This window comes from Flavobacterium cucumis (genome assembly GCF_900148835.1).
Taxonomy (GTDB): Bacteria; Bacteroidota; Bacteroidia; order Flavobacteriales; family Flavobacteriaceae; genus Flavobacterium; species Flavobacterium cucumis.
In genome coordinates, this window is the sequence record NZ_FRYK01000003.1 from 309,942 (window position 1) to 329,097 (window position 19,156).

15 protein-coding genes are annotated in these 19,156 nt (G+C 34.9%); 5 read left to right on the plus strand and 10 right to left on the minus strand.

All coding sequences use genetic code 11. From position 1 onward, the window contains the following. Positions 1-63 precede the first annotated feature (63 nt). The 4 genes from BUE95_RS10290 to BUE95_RS10305 form a co-directional block, all read right to left on the minus strand. Positions 64-2,529, minus strand: a complete 2,466-nt coding sequence (locus tag BUE95_RS10290; protein ID WP_073584126.1) for a DUF5686 and carboxypeptidase regulatory-like domain-containing protein — start codon at positions 2,527-2,529, stop codon at positions 64-66. Between the two features lie 196 nt (positions 2,530-2,725). Next, positions 2,726-3,010, minus strand: a complete 285-nt coding sequence (locus BUE95_RS10295; RefSeq protein WP_317041534.1) for a GxxExxY protein — start codon at positions 3,008-3,010, stop codon at positions 2,726-2,728. 554 nt (positions 3,011-3,564) lie between these two features. Further along, complete coding sequence (gene aroQ / locus BUE95_RS10300) at positions 3,565-3,978, minus strand: type II 3-dehydroquinate dehydratase (protein ID WP_073584128.1); 414 nt, start codon at positions 3,976-3,978, stop codon at positions 3,565-3,567. A 102-nt stretch (positions 3,979-4,080) separates the two neighbouring features. Beyond that, positions 4,081-4,635, minus strand: coding sequence for a porin family protein (locus tag BUE95_RS10305; protein ID WP_073584130.1), 555 nt, complete (start codon positions 4,633-4,635; stop codon positions 4,081-4,083). A 321-nt stretch (positions 4,636-4,956) separates the two neighbouring features. Between BUE95_RS10305 and BUE95_RS10310 the strand changes: the two genes are divergently transcribed. Beyond that, positions 4,957-5,538, plus strand: coding sequence for an outer membrane beta-barrel protein (locus tag BUE95_RS10310; RefSeq protein ID WP_073584132.1), 582 nt, complete (start codon positions 4,957-4,959; stop codon positions 5,536-5,538). 140 nt (positions 5,539-5,678) lie between these two features. Here the strand turns inward: BUE95_RS10310 and BUE95_RS10315 are convergent, their stop codons facing one another. Continuing rightward, entirely contained in the window at positions 5,679-6,014 is a 336-nt protein-coding gene (locus tag BUE95_RS10315; RefSeq protein ID WP_073584134.1) for a DUF2752 domain-containing protein, read from the minus strand. Between the two features lie 9 nt (positions 6,015-6,023). Continuing rightward, entirely contained in the window at positions 6,024-6,383 is a 360-nt protein-coding gene (locus BUE95_RS10320) for a TM2 domain-containing protein (protein WP_073584136.1), read from the minus strand. Between the two features lie 50 nt (positions 6,384-6,433). Here BUE95_RS10320 and BUE95_RS10325 point away from each other — a divergent pair, with 50 nt between their 5' ends. Then, a complete protein-coding gene (locus tag BUE95_RS10325) occupies positions 6,434-7,324 on the plus strand; it encodes a hypothetical protein (protein WP_073584138.1) in 891 nt (296 codons plus the stop codon). 18 nt (positions 7,325-7,342) lie between these two features. After that, positions 7,343-8,248 carry a site-specific tyrosine recombinase gene (locus BUE95_RS10330; protein WP_073584140.1) on the plus strand — a complete coding sequence of 302 codons (906 nt, stop codon included), beginning with the start codon at positions 7,343-7,345 and terminating at the stop codon, positions 8,246-8,248. 11 nt (positions 8,249-8,259) lie between these two features. Here the strand turns inward: BUE95_RS10330 and lgt are convergent, their stop codons facing one another. The 4 genes from lgt to folE all read right to left on the minus strand — a co-directional run bounded on the left by lgt (position 8,260) and on the right by folE (position 12,333). Beyond that, the gene (gene lgt / locus BUE95_RS10335) at positions 8,260-9,213 is read right to left on the minus strand and encodes a prolipoprotein diacylglyceryl transferase (protein ID WP_073584142.1); all 954 of its coding nucleotides are present in this window, start codon (positions 9,211-9,213) and stop codon (positions 8,260-8,262) included. A gap of 343 nt (positions 9,214-9,556) precedes the next feature. Next, a complete protein-coding gene (yidD, locus tag BUE95_RS10340; RefSeq protein ID WP_073584144.1) occupies positions 9,557-9,814 on the minus strand; it encodes a membrane protein insertion efficiency factor YidD in 258 nt (85 codons plus the stop codon). A gap of 46 nt (positions 9,815-9,860) precedes the next feature. Beyond that, on the minus strand, positions 9,861-11,345 hold the full coding sequence (gene cysS, locus BUE95_RS10345; protein ID WP_073584146.1) for a cysteine--tRNA ligase: 1,485 nt from the start codon (positions 11,343-11,345) through the stop codon (positions 9,861-9,863). A gap of 316 nt (positions 11,346-11,661) precedes the next feature. Continuing rightward, positions 11,662-12,333: a GTP cyclohydrolase I FolE gene (gene folE, locus BUE95_RS10350; RefSeq protein ID WP_073584148.1), complete on the minus strand. Its 672-nt coding sequence runs from the start codon at positions 12,331-12,333 to the stop codon at positions 11,662-11,664. A 159-nt stretch (positions 12,334-12,492) separates the two neighbouring features. Here folE and BUE95_RS10355 point away from each other — a divergent pair, with 159 nt between their 5' ends. Further along, positions 12,493-12,903 carry a hypothetical protein gene (locus tag BUE95_RS10355; protein ID WP_073584150.1) on the plus strand — a complete coding sequence of 137 codons (411 nt, stop codon included), beginning with the start codon at positions 12,493-12,495 and terminating at the stop codon, positions 12,901-12,903. Positions 12,904-12,920: 17 nt separating this feature from the next. After that, positions 12,921-19,133, plus strand: coding sequence for a T9SS type B sorting domain-containing protein (locus BUE95_RS10360; protein WP_073584152.1), 6,213 nt, complete (start codon positions 12,921-12,923; stop codon positions 19,131-19,133). The last annotated feature ends 23 nt before the right edge of the window (positions 19,134-19,156 follow it).

Consider the following 19,156-nt stretch of genomic DNA (forward strand, 5'->3'; position numbering starts at 1 on the left):
TTGGATATGATGTGTTTTTTAAGTAAAAAAGCACTCCATGTAGAAGTGCTTCTTATTATTTTCTTAGAATTTCAACCCAAACATCACCCCATCACCTTGAAATCCATTTTGGTAACTTCTTACATAATCTACACGTAGGAATCGAAGTTTACCCCAACCAATATTGTCAAACCCAACCGTAAATTCTTGATACGGTTTCATGTTGGGAATGTTCAATTGATGAAATCCTCCAATTAAATTCCATTGTAATTTGTTCAACAACGGAATCTTATTCATAATGTAACCTTTAAAATTATGCTCAATATGCGTTTCTAAATAGGCATCATTAGTTGAGTGACTATAGTAAGGCAACAAGTTAAACGCATTCAAAGAATTATTCAATAAGTTCACATGCGTTTGATTTCCGTTGAAGTGTTTATAATCTACAAAAGAAATATTCTCGGCATTAAAGAATTTACCCGCTTTAAAACGTAAGCCAAAATCACCTTTGTTACCAACAGTTTTGTTATAATCAATCGTTCCACTGATTAAATCGTAATGGTAGTTACTATTTGAAGCACCAAATGCTTTTTCATAGTAAAAACTCAATATAGGATAATTATCGTTCTGGATGTTAATCTTTCCGTCAGGGCGTGAAATGTATTTTTGTCCAAAACGAATGCGTGTTCCTAAACTTGCTTTCATAATGTGATGCTTTTCAAACGGCACCGAAGTATAATTATCAGGTTGTAACGGATCATTGGAAAAATACAAATCATCGTTTTTAATGATGGTATAATCCGTATTGTTAAACAATGCACGTCGGTTTTCGTAGACTAATTTACCACTAGCAAAAAGACCATTGGCAACTTCTATTCCGTAGTTAAGCTCAGCAAACTCTTTGTTATACAATTTCATGAAATTGTTCTTAAAGAACAAAGTGGCAACAGCGTTCACTAAATTACTAATCGGCTCATTCGGATTAAATTGACTAATAGCACTTCCACCGCTTAAACTAATGTAGGCGTTGTTTCTGTTGTTGAATCGGTGATAAAAACGGCCATTTAAACGTAATCGATTTTCAGCAAAACCATAATTAAAAGTAGACGAAATAGAAGTGAATTTCCCTGTTTCTTCATTCCATTTTCGGAACGAAAAACCGCTATCTAAATTATATCCTTGAACGGTATTAAAACTCAGAGAACTCAAATTGGTCAAACCTTGGTAGTTGAAATTCCAATTTTTAAACGAATTCTTATAAGTATAACCGGTAATGACCTTTGATAGTTTGAATTTATTCCCTTTGGCATCAATAGAATCCAAATACACTTGTGATTTTCTGATGGTTTGAATGCTGTCCTTTTTTACATAATTCGTTGTTTCTTCTTCCGTTAAAGGAACGGGACGATTTTCTTCCCAATACGATACTTCTTTTTTATTTGCATTTTCGGCAAAAGTGACAATTTCTTTACCAAAAGTCTTCTTCTCGAAGGCGTCTTTAAAGTTGTAATTTGTGAAAACGTGCGTAAATTTTCCAGTAAACTTCATTCCAAAAATACCAGCTTGGAAATCCAAAGCTTGTATGTTCTTCGCCCAAATTTTACTTTCCGAATTGTAACTGAAATTTTGTGTCAATTTCATGGTTTCTAAAATCGGCTCTTGCATGCGATAACCTTTAATGTCAAGATCTATTCCGAAAATAGCCCATGAATCTTCAACGATATATATATAACCCTCAAATACCGGTTCTTTATCACGCTTAGGCGTTACCAAAATCTTATTGATTAACTGATTTTTATCGTCGTAAAATGTACTTTCTAATTTGTATTTGTAATAATTAAAAGCGTTATCCGCAATAGGAGAGACCATGTTGATACCTAAATTAACATAGTTTTCGTAAAAATCATAATTGGTACTCAAAGCGGTATTGTAGCTAAAACCATTATCATCACCTGCTATTTTTGAAGCAATAATCTCTTCTCTTAAATTATCAGGCTTCTGGAACTTTATTTTTGATACCGTTTCCGATTGGTAAATTATACCACTTCGGGTGGTATCTAAATTTCCATCTAAATCGCCAATCTCTACCCCCATAAATTTTTTAGGAATATCTTTCGCCCTAAAAATCCCTCTCGAATAAAAGTCGGCTTCAAACTTATCGGTTTTAGCAGCATTTTTCTTTTTGGATGTTATAGCACTTCGAATAATTTCGTTAGCAGGGTTTTCACCATTTACAATTACGACTTCTTTTAATTGAAAATCTTCTTCTTGTAAAGTCACATCAAATTCAAAAGGAAAACTGCTGATGTTTAAAATATGTTTTTGTGTTTTGTATCCTAAATATTGAAAAATCAAATGCACCGTGTTTTTGTCCGTCGTATTGAGTTCGTATTTTCCCAATTCATTTGAAGTCGTACCTACATAGGTATTCTCAATATAAATATTTACAAAAGGAAGCGGATTTCCATCTTTGTCTTTGATGGTTCCTTTTATTTGAGAAAAAGAGATTGATGTTAATAATAATAAGAGTAGCGTAATTTGTTTTTTCATGTTGTTTTGTTTTATTACACAGAGCTTCACAGAGCTTTTTTTTGATTTTCTTTGTCTTTATAGAGCTACACCGAGGCGTTTCACTTTAGACGTTAAATGATAATCATTGTTACATAGAAAATCTTTTTATACCTTTTGATAATAGTTTAGTATTAAAATTAATGAGTAATCCTGTATTGTAATTCCCTAATCGCAATTAGGTTAATATTTGAGCTTTATGAACATCGGTGAAAGTTTCTACTGTTTTGATTTCAACAACTAATGTGTCTTCAATAAGTAAATCAATTCGATATCCATGATCCAATTTAATTTCTTTGTATGCTATGGGAAGTTTTTTTTCTCGTTCAACTTTTAAATTAGCTTTACTAAGTTCATAATACAAACACTCCTGATAAGCAGATTCCAATAATCCGGGGCCTAAATGTCTATGAACCTCAATAGCCAAACCAATTACTTGTTCCGTTAACTTATCAATTTCCATAAAAGTATTTCATTTTATTTATATTCTTAATTAAAAAAAAGGCAACGCCCTCTCCATCTCTCTTTCAACACAAAGTATATAAAGACCTCTGAGAATCTCTTCTTTACTCCGTGAATCTCGGTGTAACTTCAAAGTGCAACGCCCTCTCCAACTCTCAAATTCAACACAAAGAATATAAAAATCTCCGTGAATCTCTTTTTACTCTGTGTATCTCGGTGTAATTTCCAAGTGCAACGCCCTCACCATCTCTCACATTCAACACAAAACACATAAACCCTCCGTGAATCTCTTTTTACTCTGTGCATCTCTGTGTAACAAACCAAGTGCAACGACTCTCCATCTCTCTTTCAACACAAAGCAAATAAAACCTCTGAGAATCTCTTTTTTAACTCTGTGTATCTCGGTGTAACTTCAAAGTGCAACTCTCTCTCCATCTCTCACATCCAACACAAAGCATATATAACCCTCCGTGAATCTCATTTACCTCTGTGCATCTCTGTGTAATAAACCAAGTGCAACGCCTCTACATCTCTGTGTAACAAATAAGTAAAACGCTACTCAAAAGCCCTCAACCCTAACTCATAGCTCTCCATCCCAAAACCAATAATAACTCCTTTAGCATTTGGTGAAATATAAGACTGATGACGGAAAGACTCTCTTGAAAAAGTATTCGAGATATGAACCTCTACAACTGGAGTTGTAATCGCTTTAACGGCATCACCAATTCCGATGGAAGTATGGGTATAAGCACCTGCATTTAGAACAATACCAGCATAACTAAAACCTACATCTTGAATTTTTGAAATGATTTCTCCTTCAATATTACTTTGGAAGTACTCTAATGTAATATTGGGGAACTGATGCTGAAGTTTTTTAAAGTACGATTCAAAAGTTTCATTGCCATAAACTTCGGGTTCTCTTTTGCCTAACAGGTTGAGGTTTGGACCATTTATAATGATAATCTTCATGAAAATTGTTTTTGTAAAAGTAAAAAAACCATTCGTTTGAAGAATGGTTTTAGTAAAATATTGTGAAATCTATTCACTTTGTAGAAGCGGTATCTCCTTTTTTTAAAACATAATCCCTACTGAGAGTTGTACATTTGAATTCTTTACATCAGCATCGCGTTTAGGTTCCGTTAAACCTGCGATATAACGACCAGAGATAAAAAGGTTTTCCGTTATTTTGAAACTTAACCCTCCAGCAACACCAAAATCAAAAGTATTACTGTCTTCCGAATTTACTTCGTTTCGTTCACTAACTAAAACCGAAGCTTGTGGACCTAATTCTAAACTCAATTTGTTTTTAGATAAGTAGAATTTCGCTAATACGGGTAAGGAAATGTAACCCAACTCATTTTTAATTTGTTCGCCCAAACCTTCCAATTCAGCACCTTGTGTAGAGTAGAGGAGTTCGGGTTGAATTGAAAAATTTTCAAATAGATTTACTTCAGCAACTATACCAGCATGATAACTGGTTATGGTTTTAAAATCAAAACCTTCCACGTTTCCTCCTGTGTAATTAGAAAAGTTTAATCCTCCTTTTACTCCAAATTTTAATAGTTGTGCCTGTGAAGTACCATACCCAATAAATAAAAGTACTACTAATAAAACTCCTTTTTTCATAATGTTTTGGTATTAATAAAGGTTATACGTAAAATACAACGTAAATTTCAACAATTTATTGAACGAAATCCTTTTTTTATCAAAATTTTATCATTTACAACTGTTTTGTAGATCTTACTTTTTTCCCTCGTTTTTTACTTGTTAATAAGTTTACCCCCTTTTTTGTTAAAATTTGAGAAAAAGTTAGTAGAATCAACATTCTGATTATCAATTATAATCTAACAAACACACTAAAAAAATGTTAATAATTTAACAAAACAAGTTTCTATGTAAAGAAAAATACTATAAATTTGTTCTATTAACTTTAAATTTAAACTAAACATGAAAAAAGTTTTATTATCTGCAGTAGCTTTATTAGCTTTTGGCTTTGCTAATGCACAAGAAGAAGGAAATGGATTTGGAAAAGGATCTACGTTTGTTTCAGGTGCTTTCTCAATCGGATCTCAGTCAACAGGTGATAACAAATCTTCAGGATTTGAAATTGAGCCTAAAATTGGTTACTTTTTAACGGAGAACATTGCAATTGGAGGTAAGTTAGGTTATTCTACTTTTAAAGCTGAAAATGCTTTTGGTGATACTGCTGATCAGGCTGCATTAACAGTTGGAGCATTTGGTCGTTACTACATGACACCAGCTTCTCAATTTTCAATTTTTGGAGAATTAGGATTAGATTACAGCTCAATTGACAATAAATTAGCTGATGTTCAAGAAAGTGAAATTGGTGTGAATTTAGGCTTAGGTTTAAGTTATTTTGTATCAAGCAACTGGGCTATTGAAGCTTCTTGGGCTGGTTTAGGATATACTACTAATGATAATGGTGGAAACGGTGCTGAAAAAACAAATTCTTTTGGTTTAGGTGCTGATTTAAGAGCTATTGAATTTGGAGTTGTTTACAAATTCTAATTTGTAATCAAATAAGCTAAACCCGAGCATTGCTCGGGTTTTTTTTGTTCATTATCTTAAAGTAGTTTCAGATAATGAACAAAAATATATAATCTAGTTTGCCTAATAAAGGGGTAATGCAATAACAAAAAAAGGAGCTGTTAAGCTCCTTTTGCATACATTAATCTTCCAATGACTCCAGGCATTCTTTTGCCTTGAATATCGTAAATAGACTTCACCCACATCGGAAATAACATCGGCACAACAATAAACGAAAGTTTATTAAAGTTCCATGCTTCTTCAAATTCAAAATGCACGAAGTGTAGTGTTGCTTTTGTTAAACCACAAGCATAGCATTCAATACCAGCTAGTCTAACAGACAAACATACACTTTCTCCTTTGTCAAAAAAATCAGAAGGTAATAACCATAAGATAAAAGGGGTGGCAATAGTTACAATGTGTATGGTATAAAATATGAATTTACGAATATATTGCATTAAAATAGATTATAGAGTTGTAGTGTAAGAACCATTTTTAGGCTGTAAATCACCTGTAATAATTCGAATTAAATCAATTAAAGCCCAAATACCACATCCACCAAGAGTAAGTAATTGAACAATACCTTGCCATGTGTAACCTAAATAGAATCTGTGAATTCCTAATCCACCGATTAAAGCAGCTAAAATTAAAGCAACTACTTGGCTTTTTCCTTCAGCAGCTGCAGCTGGAGATGATAATTCCTCTTCATTGTTCTCAACAACAGTTACGTTGTCATTTGTAGTTCTTTGAACTGGAAAAGAGGCATAGGATACTGATAAAGTTCCTAAAGTTAGCATTAATGCCATTAAAAATAATTTAATTTTCATAATTAAAAATGTTTAGATTTGTACAAAAATATAAAAATCTAGTTAACAAAATGAATTTTCTTATTAAATCAATCTTAATTTTTTTATCAATTTCTTTTTCAACATATTCACAAAATAATTACGAATTCTTAGGAGCTATTAAATTAAATGGAAACGATAAAACACTGATAACATATAGAATAGTTTTTGAAGAAAATAAGGGAGTTATTAAAGGATATTCTGTGACAGATTTAGATGGTGCTCATGAAACTAAAAATTCCATATCAGGGACATACGATAAGAAAAATAAAATGTTAACCTTCAAAGAAAATGATATTTTATATACCAAATCTAAGTTTTCTGAAAGTTCCTTTTGTTTTGTGAATTTTTCTGGTAAAGTGAAGTTGGTCAACAATACAAGTAAAATTGAAGGCGCATTTAAAGGATTGTATAAAAACAATAAGAAATGTATTGATGGGACTGTAGCTTTAGTAGGAAGTGAGAAAATTTATAACTTGGCAAACAAGGTGAACAAAAAAATTCAAAAGTCTAAAAAAATAGACGATGATGTTAAAATGAAAAGTAACCCAATTGCCTTGTTAGATAGCTTGAAAATTAATAAACTTTCAAGAGATCAAAATTTAAATGTTTTTTGGGAATCTAAATCAGCAAAGATCGAAATTTATGATGTTGGACAAGAGGATGGAGATATCATCAACCTGTATCATAACGATAAGTTGATTTTAGAAAATTATAAAATTAAGCATGATAAAAAAATAATTTTGGTGTCCTTGGATTTTTCTGTTGATAATGTATTTAAAATTACAGCAATGAATGAAGGTACAATAGTTCCTAATACAGCAAAAGTTGTATTATACGATAACAACAGATCTTTTGAACTTTTTACATCTTTTAAGAAAAATGAATCGGCTTTTATTACGATTATAAAGAAAGAATTGTAAATTTTGTTTAACGATAAAATGACTACCTGGCAATCCTACATAAAAGAATATCAAAATTACCTGCGTTTAGAACGCAGTCTTTCTAAGAACACCATTGAAAATTATACTTTCGATATTGAAAAGCTAGTTTTATTTCTTAAACAGTACGATATCAAAATGTCGCCCATAACCATTACTGGGGAGGTAATCCAACAATTTATATATGAGATAGCCACTACTGTAAATCCTAGAAGTCAAGCCCGTTTGATTTCTGGATTGAAGAGTTTTTTTAACTATTTAATTTTCGAAGATTATAGAACAGATACGCCATTAGAATTAATCGAAATCCCTAGAGTAGGAAGAAAACTCCCCGACACATTATCAACGCAAGAAATTGATGCGTTAATCGCTGCTATTGACCTATCAACGCCCGAAGGTGAAAGAAATAAAGTAATGCTCGAAACACTTTACAGTTGCGGTCTAAGGGTTTCAGAACTGGTAGCACTTAAGATTTCGGATTTGTTTTTTGAAGAGGGTTTTATTAAAATAACGGGTAAAGGAAACAAACAAAGATTTGTTCCTATTGAAGCGGCAACCATCAAATTAATAACAGATTATGTCAACTTTGTTCGTGTATCTAATAGCATCCAAAAAGGATTTGAAGATACGCTTTTTTTGAACAGGAGAGGACGCCAACTCACACGAGCCATGGTTTTTACCATCATAAAAAACTTGGCAGTGAAAATAAACCTCAATAAAACCATTAGCCCACATACATTTAGACACTCATTTGCGACGCATTTACTCGAAAATGGGGCAGATTTGAGATCCATTCAGTTGATGTTAGGACACGAATCCATTACCACAACAGAGGTTTATGTGCATTTAGATAGAAAATTCTTATCCGAAGTTTTAAACCAATATCATCCCCGTAGTTCGAAATAAAAATTTCAGAACTATACTGTTTTATCCGCTTTAGCTCGAAATACCAAGTAGCAACCAATGATCACAAATGGGATACTCAACCATTGTCCTGTTGACAACGCATTGAATATAGGATATTTTTCAAATCCACCTTGACTGTCTTTGAAAAACTCCACTACAAAACGAATGGACCACAATAGAATTAAAAAAATTCCTAACAAGTAACCCGCTTTGTTTCTTGCTTCCGTTTTCCAATATAAAAATAGCAAAATAGCAAAAACAAAAACATACCCTATCGCCTCATACAATTGCGCTGGATATCGATAAGGGAAAGCATCTAAAATGGTTTTGAATTGAGGATCAGTTGCCACAGCATTAAAAGCTTGTTGGGCATCTTGTATATTCGTTTGTGCTTTTATAGCAGGTTCTCCTAATGGACCCAAATAATCTTCCCCTTTAATAAATTTCATGGCCATAAAACTATCGGCAGATGTTGGTTTTCCAATAATTTCAGAGTTCATGAAATTCCCTAAACGAATGAAAATAGCACCTAGAGAAACCGGAATTACAATTCGATCCAAAATCCAAAAAAAAGAGCGCTTGATCACTCTTCTTTGAATGTAAAACATGGTTACGATAATTCCAATTGCTGCTCCATGACTCGCTAATCCAGCGAATCCAGTGAAATGAAGCGAAGGCTTTGTGCTAATTGGTAATAAAATGCTCAAAGGATCTTCATAAAACAATTCCGATTGATAAAAAATTACGTGTCCTAATCGTGCTCCCAACATGGTAGCGACTAAAGTATATACAAACAATTTGTCTAAAGATTCCACGGTTTCGTTTTCTCTCAGAAAAATAGGTTTCATTACATACCAACCTAATCCAAAAGCCAATACCCAAGAAAGGCTGTAAAAACGTAACATGAAAAATCCTAAATCAATTCCTTCTGCAGGATTCCAAACCATATTGAGTGCGTATATCATAATTTTTGTTTCTGATTAAAGCGTAAAAATAAATAATAAATTTGGGAAACGTGTTAAAAATCCGATAAGAAATTTTGAAAGTACAAAGACAATTTAAAAAATCAACTCAAACCTGAAACTTGAAACCTGAAACCAATAATTAGGAACACAGATTGAAGAAATTTTGAAAATTTTTAAAATCGTTACAACTCTACGTCTTTGTGAGCTAATTTTGTAATATAAAGTGTCACAAAGCTTTCTACAAATACTCACAAATGAAATCAGTGTAAATCCGTTTAATCTGTGTTATCCGTGTTCTTAAAAAAACTTCTAAAATCAAAAATCGTTGATCTTAAATCTGAAATCAAGGCACCGGATCATAACCGCTTTTTCCCCAAGGATGACAACTAAAAATACGTTTTAATGCCAGCCACCCACCTTTAATTAAACCATGCTTTTGCAACGCTTGAATGGTGTAAGTAGAGCAAGTAGGTTCAAAACGACATGTAGCCGGTGTAAAAGGAGAAATCCCAACCTGATAAAATCGAACTAATAGAACAAATGGATAAATCACCCATTGTTTTAGTGTTTTAGGATATTTCGATTGGTGTTGGCTACACATGATTATGGGTTAAAAAAAAGAACCTCAATTGAGATTCTTTGTATTGTTAAAAGGTAAAACTAGTCCCTTCTTTTCCGTCTTTTAATTGGATGCCTAAAGCTAATAATTGGTCGCGAATTTGATCCGATAAAGCAAAGTTTTTGTTCGCTCTAGCTTCATTTCGCATCCCAATTAACATTTCAACCACACCGCTTAATTTTTCAGTGGTGTTAGAATTTCCTGAATTTTCGTTACTAATTCCCAATACATCAAACAAGAAACTTGAAATCGTATTTTCTAATAGTTGAATATCGTCCGCTGTTAACGATTCTTTCCCATCGTTTACCAAATTGATGTAACGTGCCCCTTCAAACAATTGTGCAATTAAAATAGGGGTATTAAAATCGTCGTTCATCGCGTCATAACAACTTTGTTTCCAAGCTGCAATATCCAAAGTAGAGGTAGTACCTGCTTTCAACACTGGAATTAATTTGTAGGATTCCATCAAACGAGTATATCCTTTTTCGCTTGCTAACATGGCATCATTTGAAATATCTAAAACGCTTCTGTAGTGCGCTTGTAAGAAACAAAAACGTACAATATTGGGTTGGAAAGGTTTCTCAAAAAACGTATTTTCACCCGTAACCAATTCCATCGGAAGAATATAATTTCCTGTCGATTTACTCATTCGCAAACCATTCATAGTTAACATATTGGTATGCATCCAAAAATTCACAGGCGAATGTCCGTTACATGCTTTTCCCTGCGCCACTTCACATTCATGATGTGGGAATTTCAAATCCATTCCACCGCCGTGAATATCAAAGGTTTCGCCTAAGTATTTCGTGCTCATAGCCGTACACTCCAAGTGCCAACCTGGAAAACCTTCACCCCAAGGCGAGTTCCAACGCATAATGTGTGCTGGAGAAGCGTTTTTCCAAAGGGCAAAATCTTGTGGGTTTTTCTTTTCACTTTGTCCGTCTAAATCGCGCGTATTAGCGAAAAGTTCTTCAATGTTACGGTTACTCAATTCACCATATTGCAGTCCTTTTTGGTTGTAAGCAAACACATCAAAATACACCGAACCATTGCTTTCGTAAGCAAATCCCTTATCAATTAATTTTTGAGTTAACTCAATTTGCTCTAAGATATGTCCCGTTGCCGTTGGTTCAATCGTTGGCGGAAGAAAATTAAACGCATCCAAAACTTTGTGGAAATCCACCGTATATTTCTGAACGATTTCCATAGGTTCTAATTTCTCCAAGCGCGATTGTTTCACAAAACGGTCGTTATCTACATCACCGTCATCGGTTAAATGTCCCGCATCGGTAATGTTTCTTACATATCTAACTTTATAACCTAAATGTTGTAAATAACGGAAAATCACATCAAAACTCATAAACGTACGAACGTTTCCTAAGTGTACATTACTGTAAACTGTAGGGCCACAAACATACATGCCAATAGTTCCTTCATGAATAGGAGTAAAGGTTTCTTTCTCACCCGATAGCGTGTTGTATATTTTTAACGTTTGATTTTTATATAATTCCATTATACTGTTTTTTTGAAGCTATTCCTGCTATTCATTACAAGTCCTCGCATAAAAAGCTGTTTTTCTATATTTTAAAAAGTGCTTCTTAGGTCGCATTTTTAAAACAACAAAAACTACATTTTTATTGCTCCGGGCTTTTCATTACTATCAGGGCTATTGTTTAGTTTTCAGTTGACAATCTCAGTTTTCAGTTGTAAATTATTGTTTCAGGTTTTTTGATTTTGTCATTCCGAGCTTGCGAGGAATCTCATAACCTAAGGCAACCGTTAAAGAAAGTTTAGCACAAACTCCCAACTTCCATCACCCAACTCCCTAATTAAAACTGCGTATCCAACTTAATATAATCCAAAAACTCTCTTCTTACTTTGTCTTCTTTGAACTTTCCACCAAATTCTGCTGTAACCGTACTGCTTTCAATATCGCGAATACCTCTTGAATTTACACAAAGGTGTTTAGCATCAATTACACAAGCAACATCAGCAGTACCTAATACTTTTTGTAATTCTTGAACAATTTGAATCGTCAAGCGTTCTTGTACTTGTGGTCTTTTGGCATAATAATCTACAATTCGGTTCATTTTAGATAGCCCTACAACTGTACCGTTAGAAATATAAGCCACATGAGCGCGACCTACGATGGGTAATAAATGGTGTTCGCAAGTTGAATACACTACAATGTTTTTTTCAACTAACATTTCACCATACTTGTATTTATTGTCAAATGTGGAAGAGCTAGGTTTTTTACTTGGATTAAGACCACCAAAAATCTCTTTAACAAACATTTTTGCTACTCGATTTGGTGTACCTTTTAAACTGTCATCTGTTAAATCTAAACCTAATGTGTTTAAAATATGTTCTACGTCTTTTTTTATCAATTCAATTTTTTCATCATCAGAAATAGAAAAAGCATCTTCCCTTAACGGAGTTTGTGCACTTGTTGCTATGTGATCATTTCCTATTTCGTCCTGAAAATCCTCGTTTTGTATCATTTTATTTGTTAGATTTAATGCGCTTTTTAAAGACCGCAAATATAGGTATAAATTTTTTTTTTTAATTCTAAAAGTGTTAATTATAAAAAAAATAACACTTAAGTTTAAAATTTTGTTAAATTTGCTTTATTCAACAAATTATAAAACTATTTAACAATAATGAAAAAAATTTTACTAATTTTTGCTGTTATGTCTTTATTCACCGCTATTGGGCAGAATATTGAAAAAAGAACTATCTACGATTATAAGTTAAATTTTGTTAAAAGTCCGACAGTAATTACAAGTGGCGACATATTAGCAAGAGGAGAATGGGACTTTTCAAAACTTGATTTAAAAAATACTACAATAAAAATTGAAGTGATTTCAATTAAGGATTGTCATAATAGTGATAATGCGACTAGATATAAAGAAGACCTCTCCATATTAATTGATAATAAGACTTACAAAAGTAAAGGATTTAAAGATTTTAGTCATTTAACACTAATGACGAAATGTTTTAAATGGAGAGTAATTATTAATGGAAAAAAAGGAGAAGAAATTTCGGATTGGAATTTCTATTCTTTTATCTAATCTAATCGAGAATTATTATGAAAAAAATAGTATTTTTTGTAGCTTATTTTATAATCAATTTTGCTTTTTCTCAAGGGAATACTTGTGCTACAGCTGATCCTTTTTGTTCTGGAGATCAAGCTTTGATTTTTCCGAATACTGTAGGGCAACCCAACAGTTCTCAAATTGCTTGTTTGGGTTCTCAACCCAACGCAACTTGGTTTTATCTTCAAGTAGAAGATCCAGGTATTTTAGAATTCGATATCATTCAAAACACGGCATTTGATGCAGCAGGAAATCCAATAGGAACAGGTCTTGATGTCGATTTCGTCGCTTGGGGGCCGTTTAGTCCTAATGATGACTTTTGTACCATGATTGACATGAACGACTGTCCTACCTGTCCAAATAATACATCGAATCCTAACTTTTATCCTTTTGGAAATATTATTGATTGTAGTTATTCTGCTGCTCCAGTGGAATCGTTGACCATCAATAATGCAGTTGCAAATCAAATTTATGCGATATTAATCACAAATTTTAATGGGGATCCTGGTTTTATTAAACTAGTTCAAACCAATTCAACAGCACCAACTTCGGGTTCTACCAATTGTGAAATTGTTTGTGGAGTAGATTTAGGTTCGGATCAATTTTATTGTTCTACAACGATAACAAGCCATACTTTAACCGCTACATTTAATCAAGCACCAAGTATACCAGGTACGCCATCGTATTCCTGGTTTTTAGACGGTGCACTTCAAGCAACTACGACTACAAATTCATTAACCGTTAATCAAAGTGGTGTATGGTCGGTTGAAGTAGTTCGTCCAGGCTGTTCTGATGTGGCAACAGACAGTGTAGAAATTAGATTTTCATCAGAACCCGTTCTAAATGCACCACCATCCACTATAGATATTGGGTGTGGCCCATTTGATTTAACATCTTTAATTCCAGCATTAGTAGCTCCTGAATCTCCAGCTGATTTTGTTGTTTACTTTTACACAGATCAATTGGATTGTTGGGATGGAAATGCAAATTATATTCCAAATCCAACTGCCTTCGCTCCAACAGTTAATACAGATATTTTTATTAGAGTAGAAAATGTTGGAAATCCTTTGTGTAATAATGCAGATCAATTTTTAACCTTAATATACAACTGTAATCCTTTAGCGAGTATCTCTTCAAGTAGTAGTGTTTGTGAAGGATCTACAGCAACAGTGACTTTTACTTCTGATCCAGGAAATGTTATCACTTATACTGTGGATGGCGGACCTGATCAGACAGTAACAATAGATGCTACGGGTCAGTATGTTTTAACAACTCCTCCTTTATCAGCAGATTCGGTTTATACAATCGTAAGTGTTTTTGATGGTGTTACAACAACAACTTTAACAGGGGTATCAACTACAATTTCAGTAATAGCTTTACCAACTGTAACTATTTCAGGGACTGCAGATATTTGTTCAGGAACTTCAACGGATTTAACCTTCACAGGAACTCCAGATGCTACGGTAACGTATACTGATGGTACAACTAATTTTACTACGATATTAACTGGTGGTGTTGCAACAGTTACGGTAACTCCAACAGCAACTACCACATACAGTTTAGTAGATGTTGCAACGAATACAACACCCGTTTGTAACGCATCACCAGCACCTTCAGGAAGTGCAGTTATAACGGTTTCAACCCAGGTTACAGGGAGTTTAAGTTATTCACCATCAGATTTTTGTACGATAGATGGCGCAACTTATTCACCAACTGTTACCATCACAGGTGGTGGAACAGGTTTATGTCCATCTGCCACACCATTTTATGCTGCAACTCCTGCAGGTCTTTCAATTGATCCTGTAACAGGTGTAATTACACCAAGTACAAGTACTCCAGGAACATATACCGTAACGTTAACTTACCCAGCATGCGGTGGTTGCGCATCGATTGATTTTACTACTACGGTAACTATTAGTTCGCCTGGAACGGCTTCAGTTTCTTATACAACTCCTTTATGTACTAGTGATTTAGCTACATATTCACCAACATTAACAGGGGCAGCATCAGCTACAAATTATACGGCAACTCCTGCAGGATTAACTATTGATGTTGCGACAGGAGTAATTACGCCAAGTACAAGTTTACCAGGCACATATACAATTAATTATTTACCTTCATTTGTTGGAGCTTGTGTAGTAACAGGAACTCCAACAACAGTTACGATAACAGCTGCTCCAACGGCTTCAATTAGTTATGCAGCTACGCCTTATTGTAATGATAATGCTACTGCTCAAGCGGTAACTTTAACAGGAACCAACAATTACACAGGAGGTGTTTTTAGTGCTGTACCTGCTACAGGCTTAATTTTAGATGCTTCTACAGGAGCTATTACACCAAGTGGAAGTACTCCGGGGACGTATACCGTATCTTATGCTATTCCAGCAAATGGTGGTTGTACACCAGCTCCTGTAACGACAACAGTTACCATTACACCGCTACCAACAGCATCAATTAGCTATGCAGCTTCACCTTATTGTGATGATAATGCAATCGCTCAAACAGTTACTTTAACAGGAACTGGTGCTTATACAGGAGGGACTTACAGTGTGCTGCCAGCAACAGGCTTAATTTTAGATACAACCACAGGAGCTATTACACCAAGTGGAAGTACTCCAGGTACGTATACCGTATCTTACGCTATTCCAGCGAGTGGCGGATGTACGCCAGCACCAGTATCAACTACTGTTACGATAACAGCTGCTCCAACGGCTTCAATTAGTTATGCAGCTACGCCTTATTGTAATGATAATGCTACTGCTCAAGCGGTAACTTTAACAGGAACCAACAATTACACAGGAGGAGTTTTTAGTGCTGTACCTGCTACAGGCTTAATTTTAGATGCTTCTACAGGAGCTATTACACCAAGTGGAAGTACTCCGGGCACCTATACCGTATCTTATGCTATTCCAGCAAATGGTGGTTGTACACCAGCTCCTGTAACTACAACAGTTACTATTACACCGCTACCAACAGCATCAATTAGCTATGCAGCTTCACCTTATTGTGATGATAATGCAAGCGCTCAAACGGTTACCTTAACAGGAACAGGTGCATATACAGGAGGTACATATAGTGCTCTGCCAGCAACAGGCTTAATTTTAGATACTACTACAGGAGCAATCACACCAAGTGGAAGTACTCCAGGAACGTATACCGTATCTTATGCTATTCCAGCGAGTGGCGGTTGTACGCCAGCGCCAGTATCGACTACTGTTACGATAACAGCTGCTCCAACAGCTTCAATTAGTTATGCTGCTACACCTTATTGTAATGATAATGCTACTGCTCAAGCGGTAACTTTAACAGGAACCAACAATTACACGGGAGGAGTTTTTAGTGCTGCACCTGCAACAGGTTTAATTTTGGATGCTACTACTGGAGCTATTACACCAAGTGGAAGTACTCCAGGTACGTATACCGTATCTTATGCTATTCCAGCAAATGGTGGTTGTACACCAGCACCTGTAACGACAACAGTTACCATTACACCGTTGCCAACGGCTATTATAAATTATGCTGGATCACCATATTGTGAAACAATAACGACAAGTCAAGCTGTAGGATTAACAGGAACTGGTGCTTATACAGGAGGTACCTATAGTGCTCTGCCAGCAACAGGCTTAATTTTAGATACTACTACAGGAGCAATCACACCAAGTGGAAGTACTCCAGGAACGTATACGGTATCCTATGCTATTCCAGCGAGTGGCGGTTGTACACCAGCACCAGTTAGCACAACTGTTACAATAACTTCAGCACCTACGGCATCTTTTACCGTTGAAAGTCCAATTTGTAGTGGTGCTACCTCATTAATTACAATAACAGGTACTCCTAATGCTGTTGTAACTTACGCTATTGACGGTGTTACACAACCAACAGTAACTTTAGATAATACGGGACAATTGCAATTTGATTCTAGTGTCCTTACTAATTCTGTTGTTTATAATTTAGTTGGAGTTGATTTGGGTTGTTATACAGACTTAAGTGCGCAACCTTCTCAAAGCATTACGGTATTGTCTTTACCAACAGCTGCTGTTAGTGCTAATGCTACATGTGAAGGAACTACAGGAATTGTTACTTTTACAGGTACGCCAAATGCAACAGTAAGCTATACTTTTGATGGTTCACCAGTTCAAACGATTTTCCTTGGACCATCAGGAACTCAAAATTTAATAACACCAGTTTTAACTTCAAATTCGGTTTATACAATAGAGAGTGTTTCATTTACTACAGGAACTTTAACATGTGTTCAAAATATTGGAACAAGTGCTACTGTGATTGTAAATCCAATTCCGGATGTAATTGCAACACCAAATACGCAGACAGTATGTTCAGGTACAGCTACAAGTATCAATTTGAGCAGTTCAGTAAGTGGTACAACTTTCAGCTGGGTTGTAACTAGTCAAACGAATGTGACAGGGGCAACTAATGGTTCTGGAGCTGTTATTTCTAATGTCTTAAGTACCGTAACAGGGGGTAATGGAACAGTTGAATATTCGGTTACACCAATTTCAAATGGTTGTACAGGAGCTCCTATTTTAGTTCAAGTTGATGTTACTCCAAGACCAACATTATCTTACACGGTAACCAATTCCGTTTGTGATGGAGCGACATTAGATTTTGTTTTAAACAGTAATTTACCAAATACAACTTACAACTGGAGTGCTTCTGTTTCAAATATCTCAGGCAGTTATTTAACTACAACAAGTGGAGATGAAACCAATATCAATCAAATAGCTACTTTAACAAATTCGGAGAATGTAGGAACGATATCGATGATTATTGTTCCAAGAGCTAATGGATGTGATGGTATTGCTTCTGATCCAATTGTTATTACGGTTAATCCAATACCGGTGATTGAAAGTGTTACTGTTGCAGATAATTCGGTTTGTTCTGCAACGAATGGCACCAACAACGTTCATGTCGATATTGTTGGTAATGTAAGTGGAATTACCTATACTTGGTCGGCTATAACTAATGGGGCAACTATAGTAGGTGGGGTAACAACAGGAACTGTTACAGCTTCATCAACGACACTTGCTTTGGATTTTCAAGTTGTAACTTCTGATCCTCTTGCATCAGGAACAATTGTTTTCGAAGTTGCTGCGGTTCGTAATGGCTGTACTGGAAATATCCTACAAAGTGAAGTAATCACTGTAAATCCAATTCCAGGAACTCCAATTCCATTAGCAGATAAAACCATTTGTAGTGGTGAAGGAACAGACTTAATGATCGATGTTTCTCCAGTAATTGCAGGTACCGAACTAGTATGGCAAGTACTATCAGCTGTAAATGTAACAGGTGCTCAAGCAGGTACAGGAATTGCACCACAAGCCATCAATGATACGCTTACTTCTGATCAGGGAGGATATGTAATTTATAGAGTACGTACTCGTTTAGGAGATTGTGAAGGAGGTTATACAGATTATAGAGTTGATGTAACGCCTTTACCAGTTCCGGTAATAGCGGCGGGTAATATTTGTGTTACTGCAAGTGGAGAGGTATTTCAAACCTATACTTTGAATACGGGTCTAAGCGATACGGATTATGATTTTGAATGGTTTGATACCAATGGAACGATTATCGCTGGTGCAACAAGTGCAACTTTAGTAGTTGATGAAGCAGGTACTTATAGTGTAATTGCAACGAATGTATTGACTGGATGTTCGTCTGATCCTACTTTAGCTTCGGCAACAGCAGTTGTAACAGCAACAATCCCAGCTACAGCGATGACAGTTGTTCAAAGTGAATATTTTAGTGATAACGCAACAATAACAGTTACCGTAGCTGATGGTACAGGAACTTTATTATATCAATTAGATGAAGGGGCTATTCAGAGTTCAAATGTCTTTACTAGTGTTGCTGCAGGGCCTCATGTAGTTAAAGTGTTTGATGCCGAGGGATGTACTTACATTGAAGAAAGTATATTTGTAATCGATTATCCAAAATTCTTCACTCCAAATGGTGATGGTTATAACGATACATGGAATATTACAGGTTTAAATCAAACAAATGCTAAACTGTATATTTTTGATCGCTATGGGAAGCTTGTTAAAGAACTAAGTGCAACCGATGCTAGTGAAGGATGGGATGGAACCTATAATCAAGAAGATCTTCCTTCTACAGATTATTGGTTTACTCTAGATTATGATGAAAATGGTACGAAAAAACAATTCAAAGCTCACTTTTCGTTAAAACGATAAATGCGTTTTTAGGACAATAAAAA

What these genes read in the sequence shown, in the direction of transcription:
- cysS (WP_073584146.1), bottom strand. Translation starts at nt 11,345, where the DNA reads ATGGAATTATATAAAAATCAAACGTTAAAAATATACAACACGCTATCG.
- BUE95_RS10320 (WP_073584136.1), bottom strand. Translation starts at nt 6,383, where the DNA reads ATGAAAATTAAATTATTTTTAATGGCATTAATGCTAACTTTAGGAACT.
- BUE95_RS10360 (WP_073584152.1), top strand. Translation starts at nt 12,921, where the DNA reads ATGAAAAAAATAGTATTTTTTGTAGCTTATTTTATAATCAATTTTGCT.
- BUE95_RS10315 (WP_073584134.1), bottom strand. Translation starts at nt 6,014, where the DNA reads ATGCAATATATTCGTAAATTCATATTTTATACCATACACATTGTAACT.
- BUE95_RS10310 (WP_073584132.1), top strand. Translation starts at nt 4,957, where the DNA reads ATGAAAAAAGTTTTATTATCTGCAGTAGCTTTATTAGCTTTTGGCTTT.
- BUE95_RS10295 (WP_317041534.1), bottom strand. Translation starts at nt 3,010, where the DNA reads ATGGAAATTGATAAGTTAACGGAACAAGTAATTGGTTTGGCTATTGAG.
- aroQ (WP_073584128.1), bottom strand. Translation starts at nt 3,978, where the DNA reads ATGAAGATTATCATTATAAATGGTCCAAACCTCAACCTGTTAGGCAAA.
- folE (WP_073584148.1), bottom strand. Translation starts at nt 12,333, where the DNA reads ATGATACAAAACGAGGATTTTCAGGACGAAATAGGAAATGATCACATA.
- lgt (WP_073584142.1), bottom strand. Translation starts at nt 9,213, where the DNA reads ATGATATACGCACTCAATATGGTTTGGAATCCTGCAGAAGGAATTGAT.
- BUE95_RS10290 (WP_073584126.1), bottom strand. Translation starts at nt 2,529, where the DNA reads ATGAAAAAACAAATTACGCTACTCTTATTATTATTAACATCAATCTCT.
- BUE95_RS10330 (WP_073584140.1), top strand. Translation starts at nt 7,343, where the DNA reads ATGACTACCTGGCAATCCTACATAAAAGAATATCAAAATTACCTGCGT.
- BUE95_RS10355 (WP_073584150.1), top strand. Translation starts at nt 12,493, where the DNA reads ATGAAAAAAATTTTACTAATTTTTGCTGTTATGTCTTTATTCACCGCT.
- yidD (WP_073584144.1), bottom strand. Translation starts at nt 9,814, where the DNA reads ATGTGTAGCCAACACCAATCGAAATATCCTAAAACACTAAAACAATGG.
- BUE95_RS10325 (WP_073584138.1), top strand. Translation starts at nt 6,434, where the DNA reads ATGAATTTTCTTATTAAATCAATCTTAATTTTTTTATCAATTTCTTTT.
- BUE95_RS10305 (WP_073584130.1), bottom strand. Translation starts at nt 4,635, where the DNA reads ATGAAAAAAGGAGTTTTATTAGTAGTACTTTTATTTATTGGGTATGGT.